This window comes from Vibrio sp. CCUG 15886 (assembly GCF_028570825.1).
GTDB classification, from domain to species: domain Bacteria; phylum Pseudomonadota; class Gammaproteobacteria; order Enterobacterales; family Vibrionaceae; genus Vibrio; species Vibrio vulnificus_B.
On record NZ_JAQQBT010000024.1, the window covers coordinates 1 to 23,674 of the forward strand.

General features: G+C 41.7%; 20 protein-coding genes and 1 pseudogene. All 21 read left to right on the top strand.

Annotated features, from left to right (window positions below; translation table 11 throughout):
- Positions 1 to 99: 99 nt before the first annotated feature.
- Complete coding sequence (locus PQQ36_RS21110) at positions 100 to 411, top strand: antibiotic biosynthesis monooxygenase family protein (RefSeq protein WP_005477810.1); 312 nt, start codon at positions 100 to 102, stop codon at positions 409 to 411.
- Between the two features lie 994 nt (positions 412 to 1,405).
- On the top strand, positions 1,406 to 1,969 hold the full coding sequence (locus tag PQQ36_RS21120; RefSeq protein WP_273662521.1) for a hypothetical protein: 564 nt from the start codon (positions 1,406 to 1,408) through the stop codon (positions 1,967 to 1,969).
- A 130-nt stretch (positions 1,970 to 2,099) separates the two neighbouring features.
- Positions 2,100 to 2,564: a GNAT family N-acetyltransferase gene (locus tag PQQ36_RS21130; protein WP_193305618.1), complete on the top strand. Its 465-nt coding sequence runs from the start codon at positions 2,100 to 2,102 to the stop codon at positions 2,562 to 2,564.
- A 2,271-nt stretch (positions 2,565 to 4,835) separates the two neighbouring features.
- A complete protein-coding gene (locus PQQ36_RS21145) occupies positions 4,836 to 5,186 on the top strand; it encodes a hypothetical protein (RefSeq protein ID WP_011150389.1) in 351 nt (116 codons plus the stop codon).
- A gap of 385 nt (positions 5,187 to 5,571) precedes the next feature.
- Positions 5,572 to 5,634 (top strand): annotated as a pseudogene (locus PQQ36_RS22655) (DUF645 family protein); the annotation flags it as partial.
- Between the two features lie 734 nt (positions 5,635 to 6,368).
- On the top strand, positions 6,369 to 7,553 hold the full coding sequence (locus tag PQQ36_RS21165) for a hypothetical protein (RefSeq protein WP_273662523.1): 1,185 nt from the start codon (positions 6,369 to 6,371) through the stop codon (positions 7,551 to 7,553).
- 620 nt (positions 7,554 to 8,173) lie between these two features.
- Entirely contained in the window at positions 8,174 to 8,695 is a 522-nt protein-coding gene (locus tag PQQ36_RS21175) for a GNAT family N-acetyltransferase (RefSeq protein WP_273662524.1), read from the top strand.
- 262 nt (positions 8,696 to 8,957) lie between these two features.
- Entirely contained in the window at positions 8,958 to 9,179 is a 222-nt protein-coding gene (locus PQQ36_RS21185) for a VF530 family DNA-binding protein (RefSeq protein ID WP_000076907.1), read from the top strand.
- A 1,099-nt stretch (positions 9,180 to 10,278) separates the two neighbouring features.
- Positions 10,279 to 10,911: a hypothetical protein gene (locus tag PQQ36_RS21205; RefSeq protein ID WP_256389847.1), complete on the top strand. Its 633-nt coding sequence runs from the start codon at positions 10,279 to 10,281 to the stop codon at positions 10,909 to 10,911.
- A 625-nt stretch (positions 10,912 to 11,536) separates the two neighbouring features.
- A complete protein-coding gene (locus tag PQQ36_RS21215; protein WP_257975106.1) occupies positions 11,537 to 11,662 on the top strand; it encodes a hypothetical protein in 126 nt (41 codons plus the stop codon).
- A gap of 979 nt (positions 11,663 to 12,641) precedes the next feature.
- Entirely contained in the window at positions 12,642 to 13,850 is a 1,209-nt protein-coding gene (locus PQQ36_RS21230) for a site-specific integrase (protein WP_263190039.1), read from the top strand.
- Positions 13,851 to 14,124: 274 nt separating this feature from the next.
- Positions 14,125 to 14,361 (top strand): helix-turn-helix transcriptional regulator, encoded by a 237-nt coding sequence (locus PQQ36_RS21235; protein WP_011080322.1) that lies wholly within the window; start codon positions 14,125 to 14,127, stop codon positions 14,359 to 14,361.
- Positions 14,354 to 14,602: a hypothetical protein gene (locus tag PQQ36_RS21240; protein ID WP_263190041.1), complete on the top strand. Its 249-nt coding sequence runs from the start codon at positions 14,354 to 14,356 to the stop codon at positions 14,600 to 14,602. The genes PQQ36_RS21235 and PQQ36_RS21240 overlap by 8 nt, the downstream gene beginning before the upstream one ends.
- Complete coding sequence (locus PQQ36_RS21245) at positions 14,602 to 16,146, top strand: replication endonuclease (RefSeq protein ID WP_263190043.1); 1,545 nt, start codon at positions 14,602 to 14,604, stop codon at positions 16,144 to 16,146. Before PQQ36_RS21240 ends, PQQ36_RS21245 begins: the two co-directional genes overlap by 1 nt.
- 121 nt (positions 16,147 to 16,267) lie before the next feature.
- The gene (locus tag PQQ36_RS21250; RefSeq protein ID WP_263190044.1) at positions 16,268 to 17,092 is read left to right on the top strand and encodes a restriction endonuclease; all 825 of its coding nucleotides are present in this window, start codon (positions 16,268 to 16,270) and stop codon (positions 17,090 to 17,092) included.
- Positions 17,093 to 17,377: 285 nt separating this feature from the next.
- Positions 17,378 to 20,257: a TrlF family AAA-like ATPase gene (locus PQQ36_RS21255; RefSeq protein ID WP_263190045.1), complete on the top strand. Its 2,880-nt coding sequence runs from the start codon at positions 17,378 to 17,380 to the stop codon at positions 20,255 to 20,257.
- A gap of 233 nt (positions 20,258 to 20,490) precedes the next feature.
- Positions 20,491 to 20,907 (top strand): hypothetical protein, encoded by a 417-nt coding sequence (locus PQQ36_RS21260; protein WP_085761032.1) that lies wholly within the window; start codon positions 20,491 to 20,493, stop codon positions 20,905 to 20,907.
- Between the two features lie 13 nt (positions 20,908 to 20,920).
- Positions 20,921 to 21,613: a hypothetical protein gene (locus PQQ36_RS21265; RefSeq protein ID WP_273662530.1), complete on the top strand. Its 693-nt coding sequence runs from the start codon at positions 20,921 to 20,923 to the stop codon at positions 21,611 to 21,613.
- 302 nt (positions 21,614 to 21,915) lie between these two features.
- Positions 21,916 to 22,263, top strand: a complete 348-nt coding sequence (locus PQQ36_RS21270; RefSeq protein WP_273662532.1) for a cupin domain-containing protein — start codon at positions 21,916 to 21,918, stop codon at positions 22,261 to 22,263.
- A gap of 136 nt (positions 22,264 to 22,399) precedes the next feature.
- Positions 22,400 to 22,744 (top strand): hypothetical protein, encoded by a 345-nt coding sequence (locus PQQ36_RS21275; protein WP_225471132.1) that lies wholly within the window; start codon positions 22,400 to 22,402, stop codon positions 22,742 to 22,744.
- 154 nt (positions 22,745 to 22,898) lie between these two features.
- The gene (locus tag PQQ36_RS21285; protein WP_273662533.1) at positions 22,899 to 23,489 is read left to right on the top strand and encodes a hypothetical protein; all 591 of its coding nucleotides are present in this window, start codon (positions 22,899 to 22,901) and stop codon (positions 23,487 to 23,489) included.
- The last annotated feature ends 185 nt before the right edge of the window (positions 23,490 to 23,674 follow it).

Sequence of the window (23,674 nt, forward strand, 5' to 3'; positions counted from 1 at the left end):
CGGCGAGTTTTGGTGGTGAAAGTGGTCTGCGGGAAGTTGGTTTGTGCGGCATTCACCCCTTAACGCAGCGTTATAACCACGGCATAAAATGGAGTATTTATGATAGCAAGGGAATGGAAAGCTACTTGCCCTAAAGAGTATGAAGAAGGGTTTATTGCATACCTGTATGAGACAGGGATCAAAGATACATCTAGTACACAAGGTTTCCTCGGTGCTCAAATTTTAAATCGAGATTTAGGTGATATTGCTGAAATCACGTTGTTGACCTATTGGGAAGATCTTGAATGTATCAAAGCATTTTCTGGTGAAGACATCAGTGTCGCCAAATTATATCCAGAGGATGAAAAGTACAAATTGAATCCAGATCGTCATGTTAGCCACTATGAAGTCCGTGAGAACATGTGGTTATAACAAATTGTTCAAGAGTGATTCGGCACGCGTGGCATTTTTACTATGCGTTGGTTTTAGTGTTTAAGGTGGTATGCGGAGGCTTCGGTATTGCGTGCCTCACACCTTAACAAGGCGTTATGCTTAATCACGTAAAATCAGTGGTTTATGTTTCTCTTTGCTCCCTCGGCTGGTTAGCTTCGAGTTTGTTGGCAAGTTGGCTTCAGTAGGCGCTGTTTTCCGGACACTCATTCTTTGGCGCTGGAAATTCGGAGAATTGCCTCAATCAATTTTCAGGTAAGCACGAGGTTAGGGCGGCTGGCTCAATCAGAAATCAGCTTTCAGTTCTTAGTTGCCCAAGCTTGAAATGTTAAAAGTCCAAGTCTGCCTTTCAAAACTATGAGTCATTTCGGTTTTCTACGTTTTGGCTTTTGTTTGTAAATCAAAGTCGAGTTAATCTTGTTTCGAGTAAAACGTAACCCTTTGAAGCTTAAGCATAACAAGGCGTTCAAGTGGGATTCATGCCGCGTGGCATTTTTGGTTTGCAGTGAGTTTTTGTGGTGAAAGTGGCTTGCGGAAAGTTGGTTTAGGCGGCATTCACCCCTTAACGCAGCGTTATGCTTAATCTCTTAAAATCAGTGGTTTAGTGTTTTTCTTTGTTTCCTCGGCTTGTTGGTTTTGTGCTTGTCGGCAAGTTGACTTCATTGGACGCTGTTTTTCGGACACTTATTCTTTGGCGCTGAAAATTCAGGGATTTGCCTCAGTCAATTTTCGGGTAAGCGAGAGGTTAGGCCGGTTGGCTTAATCAGCAATTTGATCTTAGGTTTTTGAGTTTTAGCGGCCAAATTTCAAAGTCCGATTTTTAAAACTATGAGTCATTTCGGTTTTCTATGTTTTGGCTTTTGTTTGTAAATCAAAGTCGAGTTAATCTTGGTTCCAGAAAAGCGTAACACATTGAAGCTTAAGCATAACAAGGCGTTCAAGAGGGATTCATGCCGCGTGGCATTTTTAGTATGCGGTGAGTTTTGGTGGTGAAAATGGTCTGCGGAAGGTTGGTTTATGCGGCATTCACCCCTTAACGCGGCGTTATATTTTCATTCGAGGTAAGGGATACATGGAAAGGACTCTGATTTTATTTTGTCTGCTATTTTCATCTCTTTCTTTGGCATCCAGTTCGAACAATGCTCTTGAGTTCAAAGAGTACTTGGCTACAGAAATTGAAGCTGATGAGCTTAGAAAAGTTGGCTTACATTTGGTGACTCTTTGGGAGCAACTGCACGATATTTATATCACGCAAAAAAAGTTTGTTAACTCTGAACTCGAAGAGGCAATAGATTTGATGGTTAACATAGTCAACGCAGAAAGATGCCTTACAGAAGTTCAAAAACACTATCCGTCAGAGCCGCTTTTGAAATCGAAGTATTTTAGTAGTATTGATTTAGCGTTCGAGTATCGAAAGGCAGATGGATACTTATGGAACTTGGTTAGAGATCATCAAGATGTGGTACTTTCGCGTATTGAGAAAGAGCGCTGTAAAGATATTTTGAGTGTTAGCGAAATCGAAAATATAACAAAGCGTTAAAGAGGGATTCATGCCGCGTGGCATTTTTGGTATGCGGTTAGTTTTGGTGGTGAAGGTGGTCTGCGGAAGGTTGGTTTAGGCGGCATTCACCCCTTAACGCAGCGTTAGCTGAATGGTGGTAAATATCAGCATGATCGAAATTAGAAAGTATCAAGAATCAGATGCGCATGATTTATGGGCTATTTTTTATCATACGGTTCGTAATGTGAACTTACGTGATTATTCGCAAGCCCAAGTTGAAGCATGGGCTCCAGATGAATTTTCTTCAGAGATTTGGCAACGAAAAATGAACTCTCTTTCACCTTTTGTTGCTGAAATTGGTGGAAAAATTGTTGGTTATAGTGATCTTCAAGAAAATGGATTAATTGATCATTTCTTTTGTCACCATGAACATCAAGGTCAAGGCGTCGGACGACAGTTAATGGAACATGTACTCAGAATGGGTGAGTTACAAGGAATTACTAGGTTTTCCTCTGAGGTGAGTATTACAGCTCGTCCGTTTTATGAGAGATTTGGGTTCAAAGTTATACAAGAACAAACCATAGAAGTTCGCGGTCAAAAGCTGTGCAACTTTGTCATGGAGAAATTCAGCTAACAAGGCGTTCAAGAGGGATTCATGCCGCGTGGCATTTTTGGTATGCGGTGAGTTTTAGTGGTGAAAGTGGTCTGCGGAAAGTTGGTTTGTGCGGCATTCACCCCTTAACGCGGCGTTATGTGTCTTTCCGGAATTTATCTTTCTAAATCAAAAAGTAAAAATTAGAATTGCGGAAAATGTTTCTAGTGGATTACTAGTATGAATCGTCACAATATCATTGGGTTCTTATCATCGGTTTTGTCTTTGAGTACCCTAGTTTTCGTCATCATGGACGGGTCTCACTTTCCGCTTCTCGTTTGGCCTTACGAAGCTTTCCAAGGTTTGGTATTTTCTTTCGTTTGGGGTTTTGGTGTCTCGACAACGGTTGGCTACTTTTTCTCAATAATAGTTGCTGTTACTGTGGCGGTAGTAAGTTTCGCGGTGGGGCATAAATTATCGCGCTTTGTGGTCAAAACAGGTAATCTTTAACTGTTAATTCAAACACATAACAAGGCGTTCAAGTGGGATTCATGCCGCGTGGCATTTTTGGCATGCGGTGAGTTTTGGTGGTGAAGGTGGTCTGCGGAAGGTTGGTTTAGGCGGCATTCACCCCTTAACGCAGCGTTATGCTTAATCACGTAAAATCAGTGGTTTATGGTTTTTCTTTGTTCCCTCCGATTTTGAGTTATGTGCTCGTCGGCAAGTTGGCTTCAGTGGGCGCTATTTTCTGGACACTTATTCTTTGGTGTTGGAAGTTCAGAGAATTGCCTCAATCAATTTTCGGGCAAGCGTGAGGTTAGGGCTGTTGGCTCAATCAGAACTTTGAACTTAGGTTTTTGAGTTTTAGCAGCCAAATTTCAAAGTCTGATTTTCAAAAATTATGAGTCATTCCAGTTTTCCGTGTTTTGGCTTTTGTTTGTGAATCAAAGTCGAGTTAATCTTGTTCCTAGTAAAGCGTAACCCATTGAAGCTTAAGCATAACAAGGCGTTCAAGAGGGATTCATGCCGCGTGGCATTTTTGGTATGCGGCGAGTTTTGGTGGTGAAAGTGGTCTGCGGGAAGTTGGTTTGTGCGGCATTCACCCCTTAACGCAGCGTTAGGCGACGGGCAGGAAAGTTCTTTGTTCTCATCTTCTTAGTTCTCTTTGGCTATTCGCTTTTCTAAGTCGGTAATTTCGTATTGTCGGCTCAAATTCTTGAATTTCTTCAAGCGTAAAACATGCCAAAATTCGTGGGTTGCCTCATTGTTTTATGGGGCTGGTTGGCGGTGAATTTCACTGGTTCAAAGTGTGGCAAGGGCAAGTCAATTGAGGCTTTTGAATTTGCTGTGAGTTTGCACCTTTGGGCTTTACGGGTTCAAAACCTGCTTTGTTGCTGAAGGTCAGCATTTCGTGGTTGTTGAAACCTTGGCTGAAACATAGTGGCTTTTATGGTTCTTGAATCACAAAAAGTCAGTGGGTGTTTGGTTGCTTATTTGGTTTCGGGTAATCTGCTTTCAAACATCCTTGAACACTGGTGGGAAACTTCGCCTAACAAGGCGTTTAAGACGGATTCACAACGCTTGGCACTTTTGCCTCTACTTCAAATTTAGTGTTTATGGCACAATGTTTTAGGTTGGGTGGTAGCGTTGTTCACCCCTTAATTGGGCGTTAGGCGACGGGCAGGAAAGTTCTTTGTTCTCATCTTCTTAGTTCTCTTTGGCTATTCGTTTTTCTAAGTCGGCAATTTCGTATTGTCGGCTCAAATTCTTGAATTTCTTCAAGCGTAAAACATGCCAAAATTCGTGGGTTGCCTCATTGTTTTATGGGGCTGGTTGACGGTGAATTTCACTGGTTCAAAGTGTGGCAAGGGCAAGTCAATTGAGGCTTTTGAATTTGCTGTGAGTTTGCACCTTTGGGCTTTACGGGTTCAAAACCTGCTTTGTTGCTGAAGGTCAGCATTTCGTGGTTGTTGAAACCTTGGCTGAAACATAGTGGCTTTTATGGTTCTTGAATCACAAAAAGTCAGTGGGTGTTTGGTTGCTTATTTGGTTTCGGGTAATCTGCTTTCAAACATCCTTGAACACTGGTGGGAAACTTCGCCTAACAAGGCGTTTAAGACGGATTCACAACGCTTGGCACTTTTGCCTCTACTTCAAATTTAGTGTTTATGGCACAATGTTTTAGGTTGGGTGGTAGCGTTGTTCACCACTTAACGCGGCGTTATACCAATTCATCGTAATCAGCTCCAAATCAAGACACTATCGAGAGAAGCTTGGTTTCTATATACTTCCTTATTTCAAAGGAAAACCAAAATGGAAATGATCATCGTTTCATCAGAACAGCAGAAACGTCTAATCATGATCTTTAGTCGTACAACATCACAAATGTCTGATAAAGCACTTCTAAACGATCTAAGCTCATATTCGGTGAATTCCAGCGTTTATCCAGCTTTCAAAGCCGCGTCAGATCTACGAGTAGATCGTATAAAATTACCATTTGGTGATGATAGAAGAGGCTCTTTAGAGGGCGGTGATTTCCTTTATCGTTATCTGTCTAGAGGGTATATCTGCCTTGGTGACTTCACGGGACAACCTAAGCCAGATTTATCTCAATGGGGTGTTCGCTCAGTTCGTAAACTCCCTAAAGTTGGGTTTGGCTTATAAGTTAGGTTGCTTATGATTGGCCAAAAATTGGTATAACAAGGCGTTCAAGAGGGATTCATGCCGCGTGGCATTTTTGGTATGCGGCGAGTTTTGGTGGTGAAAGTGGTTTGCGGGAAGTTGGTTTATGCGGCATTCACCCCTTAACGCAGCGTTAGCTTCTTAAAGGCTAGAACCATCAAAATCTAAGTTCATTTGCTGTGAAAATTCAGCTTTTAGCGTTCAAATGTCACAACTTGGCTTTCGAGTTTGTCGGATTCTGACTTGGTAGAAAGTGTTGAATGTTCAGCAGTTTCAAAGTTGCTGAAAACCATCAAACCTCGATGCTTCAAGGTTGTTGGATGTTCCACACGGAAAGTTTGGTTTCACAAAAGGCTGCATCATCGCTGTGATCTTGCTTTCTTTGTCGCGGACTCTTAACCGTGGCCAACTTAACCTAGATCGTTTTAGGTTTTGGCAGCCAACTTCACAGCTTTTGGCGTTGGATGTGTGTTTGTGTGATGCTTCTGCGTAAAATGGCTTTCAAGCAAATGTGTTTAAAAATCATTATTAAACAATAGGCTACGAAGCTAACAAACGCCTCAAGAGGGACTGTCAACGCGCGGCGTTTCCAGTCCCAATGAGCCGCGGTGGTTGCGGCTGGTGTGTTTAAGTTTAGTGGTAATGCGTTGTCAGCCCCTTAGGCGGGCGTTATGTTTAATCACGTAAAATCAGTTGGTTGCATCTTTTCTTTGCTTTCTCGGCTTTATAATTTTGGTCTTGTCGGCAAGTTGACTTCAGTGATCGCTGTTTGCTGGACTTCAATTCGTGGGCGCTAAAAATTCAGAGAGTTGCCTCATTGAAATGCAGTGTTTTGGTGAGGTGAGCGCAGCTTGCTCAGTTTCAAAGCTAGAGCTTCAACTTTCGTTTCTCACGTTGAGATTCAATGCAAATTCAATCAAATTTATGAGTTAATTCAGTTTTTTAGCCTATGGTTTTGGTGTGCAAAGGTAAGTCGAGTTAAGCTCTTGGTATCGTAAAACTTAACCCTTTGAGTCTTAAACATAACAAGGCGTTCAAGAGGGATTCATGCCGCGTGGCATTTTTAGTATGCGGTGGTTTTTGGGGTTGAAAGTGGTCTGCGGAAAGCTGGTTTAAGCGGCATTCACCCCTTAACGCAGCGTTAGAAAAATCTAAGGAGTTACGGTGATATTATTAAGTGAAAGAGTACGAAAAGAAATGCATTCAGAAGCTGCTTCCTTGTGGATAATTCCTTCTTCTGATGAAAGTTATAAAACAGCTGCCATTATGAAAGTTCCCTCTGCTTCGATTAAGGCGATAATCACTAAATGTAAGTTTGATGTGTCCATAGCGCTACATGATGATGTCTTAATGTATGCTTACAGGGTTTACGATGTTCCTGAAAGTCCGCTAGTTATTTCCGGTTGTATAACTATCGAAGAGGAATTGTCCTCAGTCACTGAATTACTTGATAAGAAAACGACACAGTTATTTCTTTTTAATGAATTAGATATATGTATTGGTTGGTCTGAGGTAGAGTTAAACGGTCCAAATTTGAAGTTACTTGAAGTGTTTAAGAGCAGCCGACCGTATATTGGAGAGTTTAATTCCGATTGTTCATATGCTTTAGACTGTTTGCATTTTACTCTAGACACTAAAGCTAAAAGTAAAAATCATCCAAAGGCGGATGTGTATACTTTTGATGTGGAAGCTAAAGGCTGGAATATAAATACCACCGTTTTTATGGGAGTTAATGATTATTCGTCAATGGTCTTAGATGACAAAGATGAAGGAGTCATGCTTGAGCGGGCAATATGGTCTTCGTTGGAATCGGTTTTTCCGTTTACCTTGCACAAGTCTCCACAAGTGAGAATTGGTGATAAAAGTAGAGAGCTTACTGACGTCTTAGCGTTTGATGAGTTAGGAGCAATATTAATCGAATCTAAAGATTTATCGGTGATACAAGCAGGTTTTGAACGTTCTATGGATCGTCGGGTTGCTGGAGTTCAAAAGCAGGTAAATAAGGCGATAGGTCAACTTGTAGGAGTGTGTAATGCGTTAAGTCGAGGAGAAGAAATTTCTGACTCAGGTGGAGAAAAATTAGAAGTTAACCGCGATGCTCCTCATCATTGTATCGTACTCGTAACAGAAATTAATCATCATGGTGACTGGAGTAATGTAGTTAAAGAGTTAATTAGTGCTTTCAGAGAAACAAGGTGTTTTTTCCATTTACTTGACTTAAGGGAGTTGGTCTGTCTTCTGAAGTTGAGCTGCTTTTGCCCCAAAACATTCAGAGTGATACTTGTCCAACGGTTTAAGCAATTTATGCAATTAGAATCTATTCATATCCGCTCTGAAAGAAGGCGTTGAGATTTACCTAACAAGCAATTTAAGAGGGATTCACAACGCTTGGCACTTTTGCTGCTACTTCAGTTTTAGCGTTTATGGCACAATGCTTTAGGTTTGGGTGGAGGCGTTGTTCACCCCTTAATTGGGCGTTATGCTTAATCACGTAAAATCAGTGGCTTATGATTTTCCTTTGTTCCCTCGGCTGATTAGTTTCGAGTTAGTCGGCAAGTTGGCTTCATTGGGCGCTGCTTTCCGGACACTTATTCTTTGGCGCTGGAAATTCAGAGAATTGCCTCAATCAATTTTCAGGTAAGCACGAAGTTAGGGCGGCTGGCTTAATCAGCAATTTGATCTTAGGTTTTGGAGTTTTAGCAGCCAAATTTCAAAGTCCGATTTTCAAAACTATGAGTCATTTCGTTTTTCTACGTTTTGGTTTTTGTTTGTAAATCAAAGTCGAGTTAATCTTGATTCTATTAAAGCGTAACCCATTGAAGCTTAAGCATAACAAAGCGTTCAAGAGGGATTCATGCCGCGTGGCATTTTTGGCATGCGGTGAGTTTTGGTGGTGAAAGTGGTCTGCGGAAAGTTGGTTTAGGCGGCATTCACCCCTTAACGCAGCGTTAGCCCTTTCAAGGAAAACAATGGATATTGTATTTGAAATTAATGTAACGGAAGCACAACACAAAGCTATTGAGGCTTTGAGGAATCAGTCTTTTCCTGAGCATCAAGCCAATCGCTCCTACTATAAGCAACTGCCTCATATGCGTGCTTTACAATATGAAGGTGACATGCTCGTGGGCTATTTAGGGTTAGATTATCGCGCCGTGAAAGTCGGTGATGAAGTTTACAAAGTCTTGGGTGTCATTGATTTCTGTGTTGCTGGACAATATCGAGGTAAAGGCATTGGGTCACTTATGCTTTCTGAAGTGTCGTCGTTTGCAAAGGGAAAAGGGGTTGATTTCATTATGCTAATCTCTGAACTAGATGGCTTCTATCTGAAGCATGGTTATAGCAAAGTCGAGACAATCCATTCTTGGTTACGGCTTAATGAACACACAAACTATGGTGTGGCAGTTGAGCATATTGATGATCTGTTTATCAAACCAGTAAGTGGCAAAGAGTGGGCAAATGGTCATTTGGACTGGTTAGGTTATATGTACTAATCGGCACAGGGCTAACAAAGCGTTAAAGAGGGATTCATGCCGCGTGGCATTTTTGGTATGCGGTGAGTTTTGGTGGTGAAAGTGGTGTGCGGAAAGTTGGTTTAGGCGGCATTCACCCCTTAACGCAGCGTTATGCAAATATTCAAATCAGCCGATTTTCCAGTGCTTAGGTCTAGGCTATTGGCGAAAATAAATTGGCTAACTGGCTACAGCATTCTGGTAAACTGCGACCAAACTAAGCGGTATTATTAGGATCCAAGCGATGAGCCAAGAGCAACCAAACAACCCTTTACATGGATTAACCTTAGAGAAAATCCTTGTTCGTTTACAAGAGCACTATGGTTGGGAAGGGTTAGACAGAGAAATTCAAATTAACTGTTTTTACAGCAATCCATCAATCAAATCTTCTCTTAAGTTTTTGCGTCGCACACAGTGGGCGAGAGACAAGGTTGAGGCTTTGTATATAGATACGTTTTGCCGTTAAGAACATTTGCATAACAAAGCGTTAAAGCGGGACTTGGCACGCGTGGCATTTTCGGTTTGCAGTTTGTTTAGTGGTTAAGGTGTTATGCGACAACTTTTGTATTGCGTGCCAGCGCCCCTTAACGCGGCGTTATGCTTAATCACGTAAAATCAGTGGTTTATGGTTTTTCTTTGTTCCCTCCGATTTTGAGTTATGTGCTCGTCGGCAAGTTGGCTTCAGTGGGCGCTATTTTCTGGACACTTATTCTTTGGTGTTGGAAGTTCAGAGAATTGCCTCAATCAATTTTCGGGCAAGCGTGAGGTTAGGGCTGTTGGCTCAATCAGAACTTTGAACTTAGGTTTTTGAGTTTTAGCAGCCAAATTTCAAAGTCTGATTTTCAAAAATTATGAGTCATTCCAGTTTTCCGTGTTTTGGCTTTTGTTTGTGAATCAAAGTCGAGTTAATCTTGTTCCTAGTAAAGCGTAACCCATTGAAGCTTAAGCATAACAAGGCGTTCAAGAGGGATTCATGCCGCGTGGCATTTTTGGTATGCGGCGAGTTTTGGTGGTGAAAGTGGTCTGCGGGAAGTTGGTTTGTGCGGCATTCACCCCTTAACGCAGCGTTATGCTTAATCACATAAAATCAGTGGTTTATGGTTTTTCTTTGTTCCCTTGGCTGATTGGTTTTGTGGTTGTCGGCAAGTCGGTTTCATTGGGCGCTGTTTTTTTGGACATTTATTCTTTGGCGCTGGAAAATCGGAGAATTGCCTCAATCAATTTTCAGGTAAGCGCTAGGTTGGGGCGTCTGGCTCAATCGGCAATTTGAACTTAGGTTTTTGAGTTTGATCCGCCAAATTTCAAAGTCTGATTTTCAAAATTATGAGTCATTTCAGGTTCTTAGATTTTGCCTTTTGTTAGCTAATCCTAGCCGAGTTAATCTTGGTTTTGGTAAAAATGCGGCTGTTGAAGCTTAAGCATAACAAGGCGTTCAAGAGGGATTCATGCCGCGTGGCATTTTTAGTATGCGGTGAGTTTTGGTGGTGCAAGTGGTCTGCGGAAACTTGGTTTGAGCGGCATTCACCCCTTAACGCAGCGTTATAAGCACGATGGTTTGGAGTCAAATGGATAAATTCTTTCTCGCGATATCTAGCGCCATTATTGGTGTTATTGCAACGCATGTTTACACTGTCATCAAAGAGTGGAAGCGCAAGTCTAAAATTAAGCAGCAACTAAAACTGGAGTTATCTGCAATTCAACAGCAACTTCAACAGCAGTTAACTGTTTATGAAGATGCGTTTAGTATTATTTCTCAGGATTCTTACCCTAGCGTTTTACCTCGGAGCATTGCGACCCCAATTTACGACGAGTTTTTCAAAGAGGTATTACTTGATCTTAAGTCAGATTATCGACTTGCATATCAAAAAATCCATCATGATGTAGCATTAGTGAACCGATTTAACGAACAATGGCAGGGAGAGTTCGTTCTAAAGCAAAAGCAAATACATCAGCAGGGGATAAATCCAAGTATTGAAGATGCAAAATACATCGTAGAGTTGGTTGAGAATGCTTATCTAAACGCTTGCGTTACTTCTTGGTATATCACTAGGTTTTTAGCAAATGAAGAGCAGTCCATTTGGAAGTTTGATGACACGATTCAAGCGGACTACAAAAGACAGATAAAGGCTATTGTTTCCAGAATTGAAGAGATCAAGCCTAAAAATTGTGCCTATAACAAAGCGTTCAAGAGTAATTAGTAACGCGTAATGGAGCGTGTGACTTCGTGCTTATAACAAAGCGTTCAAGAGGGACTTGGCACGCGTGGCATTTTCAGTTTGCGGTTAGTTTAGCGGTTAAGGTGTGATGCGGTCACTTTTGTATTGCGTGCCTGCGCCCCTTAACGCGGCGTTATGCTTAATCAAGCAAAATCAGTTGGTTATGGTTTTTCTTTGTTCCCTCAGCTTTTTGATTTTGTGCTCGTCGGCAAGTTGGCTTCAGTGGGCGCTGTTTTCCGGACACTTATTCTTTGGCGCTGGAAATTCGGAGAGTTGCCTCAATCAGTTTTCGCGTAAGCGCGAGGTTAGGGTGGCTGGCTCAATCAGCAATTTGATCTTAGGTTTTTGAGTTTTAGCAGCCAAATTTCAAAGTCTGGTTTTTAAAAACTATGAGTCATTTCAGTTTTCTAGCTTTTGGCTTTTGTTTATGAATCAAAGTCGAGTTAATCTTGTTTCCAGAAAAACGTAACCCATTGAAGCTTAAGCATAACAAGGCGTTCAAGTGGGATTCATGCCGCGTGGCATTTTTGGTTTGCAGTGAGTTTTAGTGGTGAAAGTGGCTTGCGGAAAGTTGGTTTGTGCGGCATTCACCCCTTAACGCGGCGTTATGCTTAATCAAGTAAAATCAGTGGTTTATGGTTTTTCTTTGTTCCCTCAGCTTGTCAGTTTGATGTTTGTCGGCAAGTTGGCTTTTGTGTGCGCTATTTTCTGGACATCCATTCTTGGTCGCTAAAAATTCTGAGAGTTGCCTCAATCAATTTTCGGGCAAGCGCGAGGTTAGGGTGGCTGACTCAATCAGCAATTTGATCTTAGGTTTTTGAGTTTTAGCGGCCAGATTTCAAAGTCCGATTTTCAAAACTATGAGTCATTTTGGTTTTCGACGTTTTGGCTTTTGTTTGTAAATCAAAGTCGAGTTAATCTTGGTTCTATTAAAACGCCACCCATTGAAGCTTAAGCATAACAAAGCGTTCAAGCGGGATTCATGCCGCGTGGCATTTTTGGTTTGCAGAGAGTTTTGTGGTTAAGTTGGTCTGCGGGAAGTCGGTTTAAACGGCATTCACCCCTTAACGCGGCGTTATGCTTAATCACGTAAAATCAGTGGTTTATGTTTCTCTTTGCTCCCTCGGCTGGTTAGTTTCGAGTTTGTTGGCAAGTTGGCTTCAGTAGGCGCTGTTTTTCGGACACTCATTCTTTGGCGCTGGAAATTCGGAGAATTGCCTCAATCAATTATCAGGTAAGCACGAGGTTAGGGCGACTGGCTCAATCAGAAATCAGCTTTCAGTTCTTAGTTGCCCAAGCTTGAAATGTTAAAAGTCCAAGTCTGCCTTTCAAAACTATGAGTCATTTCGGTTTTCTACGTTTTGGCTTTTGTTTGTAAATCAAAGTCGAGTTAATCTTGTTTCGAGTAAAACGTAACCCATTGAAGCTTAAGCATAACAAGGCGTTCAAGAGGGATTCATGCCGCGTGGCATTTTTGGTATGCGGCGAGTTTTGGTGGTGAAAGTGGTCTGCGGAAAGTTGGTTTATGCGGCATTCACCCCTTAACGCTGGGATTGGTATGTATTACTCAGTAAACAACAAAGAACAGAGAGGATGTTTAATGTAATCTAAATCAATGCTTTAAATGTTGATTGGTTGTTTATTGTTGTTCATTTAAATGCCTGTGTATACAATAATTCTGCTACATAATCGCTACACAAGGAATCTGTGTCATGGCTATCAAGCAGAAAATTACCGCCAGCTCTATCAAAAATCTCACCATCGCAGACGAGCGATTGAATGACACCGAAATCAGCGGATTTCATGCGCGGATTTCCCCCAAAGGGGTGATCAAGTATTACCTCTACTATCGAATTCACGGTAAGCAGCGCAATTTCTTGCTCGGTTCAGCCAATGCTTTAACGCCAGCGCAAGCGCGAGACTTAGCCAAAGAAAAAGCGGGGCAAGTCGCGGCGGGGGAAGATGTGCAAGTCACTCGCCATGAAGCGAAAAAGCGAGAGCAGCGTAACAGCCTGACACTGAGTAAATTCCTTGAGGAACATTATTCCGCCTATCTCATGTCGATTAATGCAAAAACTGCGCAAAAGTCGTTGATGTGCATTCAAAGCAACTTCAAACATTTATCCACTAAGTCACTGGTTGAAATTACCGCTTGGGACATTCAGCAGTGGGTGGCCGAACGTAGCAAAGCAGGTCGCGCCCCTGCGACCATTTCCTATGCCTATAACCGCCTAAGAGCAGTGTTCAATCGTGCGGTGGAGTGGGGTTTTATCGATTCTCACTCTCTTGATAATGTAAAAATCCCTCGCATTGATAACAAGCGTATTCGTTACCTGTCGGTGAGTGAAGAGGCGGCATTACTGGAGAGCTTGAAAGCGCGTGATGCACGTTTAAAAGACGAAGCATTGCAAAGGTACGGTAAGCGCGCCCAAAGGCTGGTGTCACAGCGCTATGTGGATTTCTTAGAGCCGTTGATTGTACTGGCACTCAATACAGGTATGCGCAAAGGCGAAATGTTGTCGCTTAAGTGGTCACACATCAACATGGAAGACAGGTATTTGACCATTCGCTCTGAGAATGCCAAATCGAAAAACAAACGCACCATTCCACTCAATAACACGGTGTATATCATGTTACAGGCTTGGCATGAACAAAACCCAGATACCGAATTGGTGTTTGAGCGAAATGGCAAACCGCTCGACTCTTATCAATACCAGTGGGAGTCGTTACTTAAAGAAGCGGGAATCGAGAATTTCCGTTTTCACGACTTGCGCCACCATTTCGCCAGTAAGTTGGTGATGAAAGAAGCGGATTTGAACGTGGTTCGTGAATTGTTGGGCCATGCGGATTTAAAAATGACGCTGCGCTATGCGCATCTGGCTCCTGAGCATAAGGCCAGTGCGGTGAATCTCATCGGTTAAATCTGTGATGATTTTTAGAATGTTGCTCTATTGGGTTGGGTATCTGTAGGGGTTTTATTTAGAAACATTGTGAACATGATTTAGAAAAACGTCTGCAATCTGCAATCTATTTGGTTTTTTATGCTGGCATAGTGCTTTTGGGAGCCCCAAAAAGGGTGTTTTGTGATTGGATTAACAAATCGAAACACGCGATTCTAAATCCGATTTCAAATCCATTTTTTAAACTGTGTAGTTTCAATGTCACTTCCTAAACAACAAAGTTGGTGACACACATATGAAAACACTTGATAAACGTGCATACACAGAGCAAGAAACCTCGATTTACATTGGCATGAGCCGTTCTTTCTTACGTCAAGCCCGTATGGAAGGGCAGCGTAAAAACCGTACTCTCGCGCCACCGTTCATTAAAATTGGTCGTGCGGTTCGCTACCTCAAAGAAGACTTAGACGCATGGCTTGATAGCCAAACCAAACTTAACCACCTTTCTCAAGGAGGGTGGCTGCATGGTTAATTTAACACCGGAGCAAATCACGCTACTGAAATGGATGAGAGCAGGGCGCACCTTTGATGTGTGCTCGGATTACTGTCCCCATAATGGCGATGTGCAACCGAAATCCCTTTTACCGATACAGGTGCATCACAAAACCATCCATAAACTGATGAAAGAGGGGCTTATCCACTATACCCCACAACAGTTCAACGGTTTGCGTTGGGATGTCTTTTCCATCACTGAAAAAGGGAAGGGCATTTGATGGGTACACTCGACCTTTCTTGCATTGACCGTGACGACAGAGCCTTTGTACAGCAAAGGCTTTTGCCATTTTCAGACGTCATTCAGCGTTTACTGCTCAAGGAATATCTGAGCTATCCGACCAAGTTTGAACGCAATACCTACCTTAGAACCACGGTGGAGGCGATTGCGGCCAAGTTGTCGCTGCCGATTGACAAGATAACGCTCAACGTCAGTGAAGAAGACTTGAGAGCGAACGCCGAAAGGCACGCTAAGGAAGTGCTGGAGCGCCGCCGCCGTTTTCGTAATGACGAACGCGCCTTAAGCGTGCTGCGTGAGTTTGTCGCGCAAAAAGGGTTAACGCCCTATAACGGGCAATATTCACTTAGGGGTGAAGTGGCTCGATACAGTGACCGCAAATGGTGGCTGCGAGGATTGCGCAAGGCGTTACGTCGTAACATCGAGCTGGTATTGCATCACCTCAACCAAGTGAACAAACACAAAAGCCTCTATTGCTCGATGCCCACGCTGATGGCAAGGCGTCAGCAGAAAGCCTATCAAAAGGCGTATCTCGAAAACACCATCGCCACCAACGAGCTAGGGCAGTCGTTCTCTTTACTGGAACTGTCACAAAAAGGCGTTTCCGACCCGACCATTCGCAAAGGTGAGCTGATGGTCAGAGCCAGAGGCTTTGAAGACTTAGCCAAAGAGCTCGGTCATGTAGCAACCTTTCTCACCATTACCTGTCCGTCAAAGTACCATCGCAGTTACTCCACATCGGGACAGGTGAACCCCAAATGGGCAGGGCATACCCCGCTGGACGGGCAAACCTACCTGAATGATATTTGGAAACTGATGCGTTCAACGCTCAATCGTTTGGGTGTGCGTTTCTACGGTTTTCGTGTAGCAGAGCCGCAACATGACGGTACACCGCACTGGCATTTGCTGCTGTTTGTCGAGCCCAAACACTATGACCTGATGGTGCAAATCATGCGTGATTACGCCATGCGCGAAGATAGAGAGGAAAAGGGCGCAACGGAGCATCGTTTTACCGAAGTGAAAATCGACCCCGCCAAAGGCAGCGCTACCGGATACATTGCCAAATACATCTCGAAAAACATTGATGGAAGTGATCTTGATTGTGGGGTTTACGGGGAAGACCCGAAAGACGCCGCCGCAAGAGTGGACGCATGGGCGTCATGTTGGGGTATTCGCCAGTTTCAACAGCTCGGCGGCTGCTCTGTGACGGTATGGCGAGAGCTGCGCCGCCTCAAAGAAATGCAAGATTTACCCGCAGTGGCAAAAGAGATTGTGGAAGCGGCGGATAAAGGCGACTGGAAACGATTCACGCAGCGCATGGGCGGTGTGTTCAGCACACGCAAAGCGCAAGTGTTTAAACCGCACTATGCGTTTTCAATCGACACAGAGACAGGCGTTATCAAAACCACGTTGTACTGTGCCAGTGAGTTGGTTAGAGCGTTGAAAGGGGTTGCCATTGAAGGGCGTGAAATCATCACTCGTCTGTTTAAGTGGCGCATCGAATCTAACATGCGTCACGCTTTTTAACTTGGAGTTCTGTGAATAACTGTATTTTTGACATCTAAAAAGCGAAGTGCGCGATAAATCAAAGTAAGAACACCGTTGATATGATTTAATGCTCATATTAAATCAATGAATAAAAAACAGTATGGCAAAAAAGAACGATGGGCTTTTGTGGCATCTTATGGATGCGCCGTGGTGGGTAAGTGTGCTTTTCGCGGCGATAGCCTACATTGGCTTGAGCTTTGTGCTACCTGCGTTAGCCATGAGCTCAGAAAATTTTATTTTTAACTCTATTGCGCCAAATCTGCCGATACTCGCGCCCTATGTCGCGTTTACTCTCCTTATTCCTGCTCCTGTTGCACTCTTCAAGCAATTAAGCAGGCAGCGCCAGTATTCTACAACAACCAATGAAATAGTCAGCCAAGGTACGACTGCCGCTTTAAACAACCTGTCATGGTTAGAGTTTGAAGGGTATATTGGCGAGTTCTTCAAACAACAGGGCTATGAAGTCAAACAAGCCTTTTCGCAAAAGCCGGATGGGGGCGTGGACATCTGGATGAGAAAGGACGGCCAATTAACGCTCGTCCAGTGCAAACACTGGAAGGCCCGCAAGGTTGGGGTTCAAATCTTACGCGAAATGTACGCCGTGATGATAGAACACAATGCCAGCAAAATGATTATAGTGACCTCGGGTGACTTTACCTCCGAGGCAATCAGGTATGCGCTTGATAAGCGGCTGTGGCTAATCAATGGCGGTGAACTCGTTCACATGATTGAACAAGTGCGCAATCGACCGACAGAGAAAACCTTGGAAGTGACACCACCCAAAAGCACCACACCGCTTTGTCCAAGTTGCCATGCGCCATTGGTCATGCGAACCGCGAAAAGAGGGCAGAACAAAGGTAATCAGTTTTACGGCTGTTCTTCATATCCTCGATGTCGGTATACCAAGGATATCAGTGCGGCGTAGTGGGTGATAGGGTGTCGTATAGCAAGTGTTTGCCCCTTTATGCGTTAGACCTATTACTCATTCACATACTATTCATGGGCTTTTAACTTACTAAAAGTTGCCCCCTTTTCTAATACAACTCGTTATGAATCTTTGATATACCGAGGGGAAGTAAATTTCACCTAACTATCAGTTACATCGTTAGTTTTATGTGTTTATGCTCAATGAAAGAGAGGGTTTATTCATATAGAATCATAACAAAACTAAGGCCTATAAAGTTGGCCTCTAATATTAAAGGTAATTTATATGCAAAACAGAGGTGCTGAGTGGCACTTGTGGGATTTACATTTCCATAGTCCATCATCTTATGACTATAAAGACAAAACTGTTACGAACCAACAGATCATTGACGAACTCAAAGCTAAATCAATCTCTGTTGTGGCAATCACTGATCACCATTTAATCGATATCCAAAGAATTTCTGATTTACAAGCTTTAGGTGCCCCTGTAGGTATTACGGTATTACCTGGTATTGAGTTCTTATCTGATGCACGAGGTAAAGACCCTGTACATTTCATAGGCATATTTCCAGAGGATTGCGATTTGAATTTCGTTTGGGGGCAGCTACAACATAAAACAGACTTACACAAAATTCAGTCTGAGGGAACTGCTGAAAATGCTATCTATGTAAATTTAGATAACACTATATCACTGGTAAAAGAGTTAGGTGGAATTACAACTATACATGCTGGAGCAAAAAGTGGTTCTGTGGAGAACATAACTCACTCTCTGCCACATAATGCAGCGCAAAAGTCTAACATAGCTCGCGCAATAGACATCTATGAACTTGGTAAAGAATCTGATCAAGAAGGCTATAGTAAATACGTGTTCCCTCACATTGGTAAAGTGATACCGATGATTATTTGTTCAGACAATCACCACATTCATAATTATAAATTTAAACAGAATATGTGGATAAAAGGCTCAACAAATTTTGAAGGACTAAGGTATGCCTTAAATGAGCCAGAAAGTCGTTTTTATATAGGTGCTGAACCACCAGTTTTGACAAGAGTCAAAGCGAACAGTACGAAATATTTAAGTAAGATATCTATAAATAGAACAGGATCACATGACTCTAGTAACAAGTGGTTTGAAGGGATTACGATTCCCTTAAATAAGGAACTAATCACCATTATTGGTCATAAAGGAAATGGTAAAAGTGCGGTTTCAGATATTATAGCAATGTGTGCTGATAGTGAGCATTCAGAAGACTTTTTATTTTTGCATAAAAACAAATTCAAGAAGCGTGGGCTAGCAGATAGGTTTAGCGCATCGCTAACATTTGAAAGTGGGAAAACTTTAAATGCTCGTACACTTAGTCACAGTATAGATCCTACTGCGCCGCCATTAGTACGATACTTACCCCAAAGTTACTTTGAGAAAGTCTGTAATGAAATAGGGAAAGTTGAAGCTTTTCGAGCCGAAATTGAAAAAGTCGTGTTCCAATATATTCCTGAGCACAAGCGAATGGATAAAGGCACGTTCAGTGAGCTTATTGAGATCAAGAAAAACACTACTACAGCCTCACTTTCTCGTCTTGTTGAACAGATATCAATACTAAATGACAGTATCATATCTTTAGAACAGAAGTCTCATCCAGATCATCTTCAAGTATTGCGTAATCAAAAAGCTATTAAAGAAGAAGAGTTAACTGTCCACCTATCAACTAAGCCAAAAGCTGTTATGGATCCTGCGACTCAAAGCCTAGATCCAGAGATTAAGGCAAAGAAAGATGCGCTGTCAGTATTACAAGATAAGCTTAGCCAATTTGAAGATGATTTTTATATTTGCCAAAATAGTATACGGAATCTCGAAAAGCAGGTTAACTCACTTGTTGGATTTAAGAATACGTTGACAAGTAAAGTGTCAGAGATCGATGAGTTAATCCAATACAACAAGGAAAGTTATAGTCATCTTGGTCTGAATCTTGATGATGTTATTACATTGAATGTAGACATGCAGGTTTTAGAGTCCTTTATAGGTCAACTAACTGCCCAACAAGATAACTTAACTTTAGAGTTATCAATCGATGATGAAATAGACTCCAAAGATTACCAAGCACTCACAAAAGCTTCGCGATTGAAAAAGTGTAAAGCTCAGATTAACCAGATTCAAGAACAATTTACTGGCGAACAACTCGAATATCAGAATTACCTGAATTCTTTGGCTATATGGGAAGAACAGCTAGCTAGAATTAAAGGTGACGTAAATCAATCGGATACTCTAGCCTATATCAATGAGTCAATTAGATATATCGAATGTGACCTTTTGACAGAACTAGAGAAATTACGTGCTAGTCGTATTGCTACATCACTAGAAATATTTGATGTGAAGTCAGAAATTAAGAGTTTTTACGATGAAGTAAAACTTGAAATCGATAGTAAATTGGATAGCTCTGACGTATCTGGGCTCAATATAACCAGTTCATTCTATCCAGATGCCTCACTGGACTCGCTTATCCTCACACATATAAAGCAAAATCGCGCTGGTTCTTTCTATGGGGCTGGTGAGGGTGCAATATTACTTAATGACGAATTGTTTAGTCCTACAAACTGGAACGATCGCAATGATGTTTCCAATTTCTTAAATCAAGTTATTCATTACCTTGAGAACGATATGCGAGAAGGAAGAGATAACGCAAAAACTCACATTACCGAAATTGTGAAATCTCCGAAAGAGCTGTATGACATGTTGTTTGGGCTAAAGTTTATAACTCCTTATTATGATTTGCGCCAAAACAACAAGAGTCTCGACCAACTTTCACCTGGTGAAAAAGGAGCTATGTTACTAGTTTTCTATCTAGTGTTAGATAAAGAGGACATTCCACTAATAATTGACCAACCTGAGGATAATCTAGACAACAACAGTGTCGCTACAGTTCTAGTGCCTTATATTAAAGAGGCTAAGAAAAAACGACAGATAATAATGGTTACCCATAATCCTAACCTTGCTGTTGTTTCTGATTCTGAACAGGTAATAAGAGTTAGTATTGATAAAGAAAATGGGAACAAATTCTCGTTCAGTTCTGGAGGAATTGAGGAAAATTCGATTAAAGCTCAAATCGTAGAAGTTTTAGAAGGAACTATTCCAGCTTTCACATCAAGAAAGAATAAGTACCGGATTTAACATGAAGGCACTACTCAACTCAAGTGAGCAGTGCCTATACTGCTCAGTAAATCTATAATGTGCTTAGTTAGTAAAAGCACTGAAGTGGTTATGTCCAGAACCCTCACTGCTGGCGCTTCGTAGTTCAGTAGTGCCCCATTCCTTCTTTTAGCTGATTGAACACACACTTCTCCTAAGCATCATTTGACTTACTTTTCCTAACACCAGTAATGTGTCTCTACGGTTGGAGTAGCATGATAAATACGCAGATTCGAGGTGGTATTTTGAGAGACAAAAAACAAAATAAATCTTCAATATTAATAGCTTGTACGAATAACAATGGAAACTTGGTACGCAAGCATATTTCTGTTGGAACAAAGCGCATTGTTCGAAAGGTTGCTGGACAACCCTTCGTAATAACTCCAGTTTTTCAAAATGGAACGATTGCAGGGTATGCTATCGAAAGAAACGAAAAGCTACGTATGATAGCGAAGCCTTTACGAACAGAAATGACAGTAAAAGGACGTTTATTGCCGAAAGCTTCTCATCGTAAAGTGCAAAGATATGCTCATGATGTGTATGAATTAGGGTTGCTTCCTGATGGTATATACATCTGTTCAGGGTGTGGTAATTATGTTGCGCCACCCCATGTATGTGATGTGAACGTGTAAGGTATAAAAGTGAATGTTACTTCTCAAAAAAAAACCAGCCTTATACAGCGATGCAATGGATGACGCTCTAGTAGAGTATGTGAAGCAAGACATTGCTGGATTTGCTAATAGGTACTACGACACAGGTAAGTTTCTCTTTACAGTATCTTCGTTTGCGATTCTTGCTACGTTGACGATAAACACAACATTTGGGCATGATTACAATATCATTCTATTTTCATTAATTTTTTTTCTGTTCTGCTTAAGACCGTCTTACAATCTCACCGTTGGTATAGATCACAAAACTGATCCTACGAAAACTATCTTGCAAGAGTACGAAGCAAAAAAGAAATGGATGGATAAGCACCTTAAGACTTGGTTCTATAGTTTTTTATTAGGTTGCTTAGCCTTGGCGTTTGGATTTGTTTTGGTGGTGTTAACCTCTAAAGAAGACCAAGTGAAACCAGAAGCTATTTTGCAAAAAATAAGTAGAGATATTGAGTACATTAAAGAAGAAATTAGAACTGGTAATCAAAGTTCGAAGGTGTATCAGCCCACATGTAACTTAGATGGTATAGCTCAGGTCAAAGTTTTACTTTCAGATTTGTATGTTCTGGTCGATAGTCATAGTGCTGAGAGTGAAGCATCATTCTCTAAGGTGGACACTCACTTAGATAGGCACTTAGACATAATGGCAAACACAATATCTAAGACATGCTCAGACTGATTTTTACGACCAATACTCAACACAATGCATTGGTGCGCTGAAATTGGCCATGGCATTTAGAGTATTCCAATACAGTCGCATTTAATCGTGCAAAAAACCTATTGGACGAAAGGCTGTTAGAACTTTAACCCTAAGATGGTTCTGTCCAAAAGTGGGTTAGGTGAAGAGAGAAATTATAATGCTACACATTCGCTACATTAAAAGGTTATTTTCTTTGTGTTTTTTATTTAAGTTATTGTAATTAAATGGATAGTTAGCATTGTCATTTCCCCTTAACGCGGCGTTAGGCTCTAGGAGGAAATTTGACAGTCATAGCTCGTGAAAATGCAGAGCACTATGTGTGGGGCGAAAAGTGCGATGGGTGGCACTTGGTTAAATCTAAATTTCTTAGTGTGATTCAAGAAAAAGTACCTTCTGGTTGTAGTGAAATTCGCCATTTGCATGAAAAATCGGAACAGTTCTTCTTCGTTTTATCTGGTTGTGCGACTTTGGAAGTTGGTAGGGAAGTGCACAAAATTCACCCGAATCAAGGCTTTCATGTCCCATGTAATACACCTCATAAACTCAGCAATTTGAGTCAAGAGGACCTTCATTTTTTAGTGACCTCAACACCACCAAGTCATGGAGATCGTGTTGAAGTTCGAGCCTAACAAAGCATTTAAGACGGATTCACAACGCTCGACATTTTTGGTTTGCTTCGGCTTTAGTGTTTACGGCACAATGCTTTAAGGTTGGTGGTCTGCGTTGCTCACCACTTAATGCGGCGTTATGTGTTCGGAGATAGTCATGGCTAGGTATGGAGCTTTGTTTATGCTGCTTTTTGCTAGTTTTTCAAGTTTAGCGACAACCTTAGTGACAAAGAACTATGTTGTTTCGATAGCATCAAACTGCATGGAAGGCGAGGTTACTTGTGATGATGTAACTTATTATGGCAAGTCCAAGAAATCTGGTGATGAGATCATTCTTAAAGGTCACACGTTACATACTCATTTGTCAGACGGTACTCCTTCAAAATTTTTGGGTTATAAGTTCACTAATAGTAACGTTGTTTACATGATTTCAGATTCTGGTGTACTGACAGTAACCCAAGATGAAAAAGTTTTGGTGAGTGAACAAGGGCAGTGGGAGTAGTTGAACTACACACATAACAAGGCGTTCAAGAGGGATTCATGCCGCGTGGCATTTTTGGTATGCGGTGAGTTTTAGTGGTGAAAGTGGTCTGCGGAAAGTTGGTTTGAGCGGCACTCACCCCTTAACGCAGCGTTAGGTTTTTAAGGAGAGTAAGTTGAGTTCATCTTTTGAGGATTTGGTTGAGCAGTATATATCCACTCTAGATACAGAGATTATCCACTCCTTTAGGAAAATTTTTTCCAGTGCTGTGGACAACGAGTTTTCGAAAATTGAACAAGCACGTGCTGTACACGACGACATGCAATTTATGTCTAAAGAACATAAGCATATGCACAGTTCATGGATTGAAGATGATGCAATTTATATGTTTAGTGTTGTCGACTTGGCTAGCGAGTTGTGCATTTTGGCTCTTTATAAGAAGCTTGAACTTAAGCACAAAGAACTGGTGAGATTTTTCAATCTTACAGATAGCGCAAGAAAAGCCTCTAATTGGGATGTACTAGTGAAATTATTGCCACAAGAGGTAAAAAATCTGCCGGAGTTCGATGCAGTAAACGAGTTGCGGTTGATAAATAATGCCATTAAACATGAAGGTATAATTAGTCAACAGTTAGCAGAAAATTATCCAGAACATGGTCAATGTGGTGAAGAGTTAACAGACTTAACTGCTTCTTTTGAGCGGTTAGAGCCGGTAGTTTGTAGGTATGTAAATGAACTACATGCAATCTTGAAGTCCAAAACCTAACAAAGCATTTAAGAGGGACAGCCAACGCGTGGCATTTTTATTATGCGTGAGTTTTTGTGATTCCGCTGTTATGCGGTGAGTTGGTAGTAGCGTTGGCTGCCCCTTAATGCGGCGTTATACGCTTTTGAGGAAATAATCCAATATGAACAAGGTAGTGTTCAGAAATTGCGATGAAAAGAGTGAGT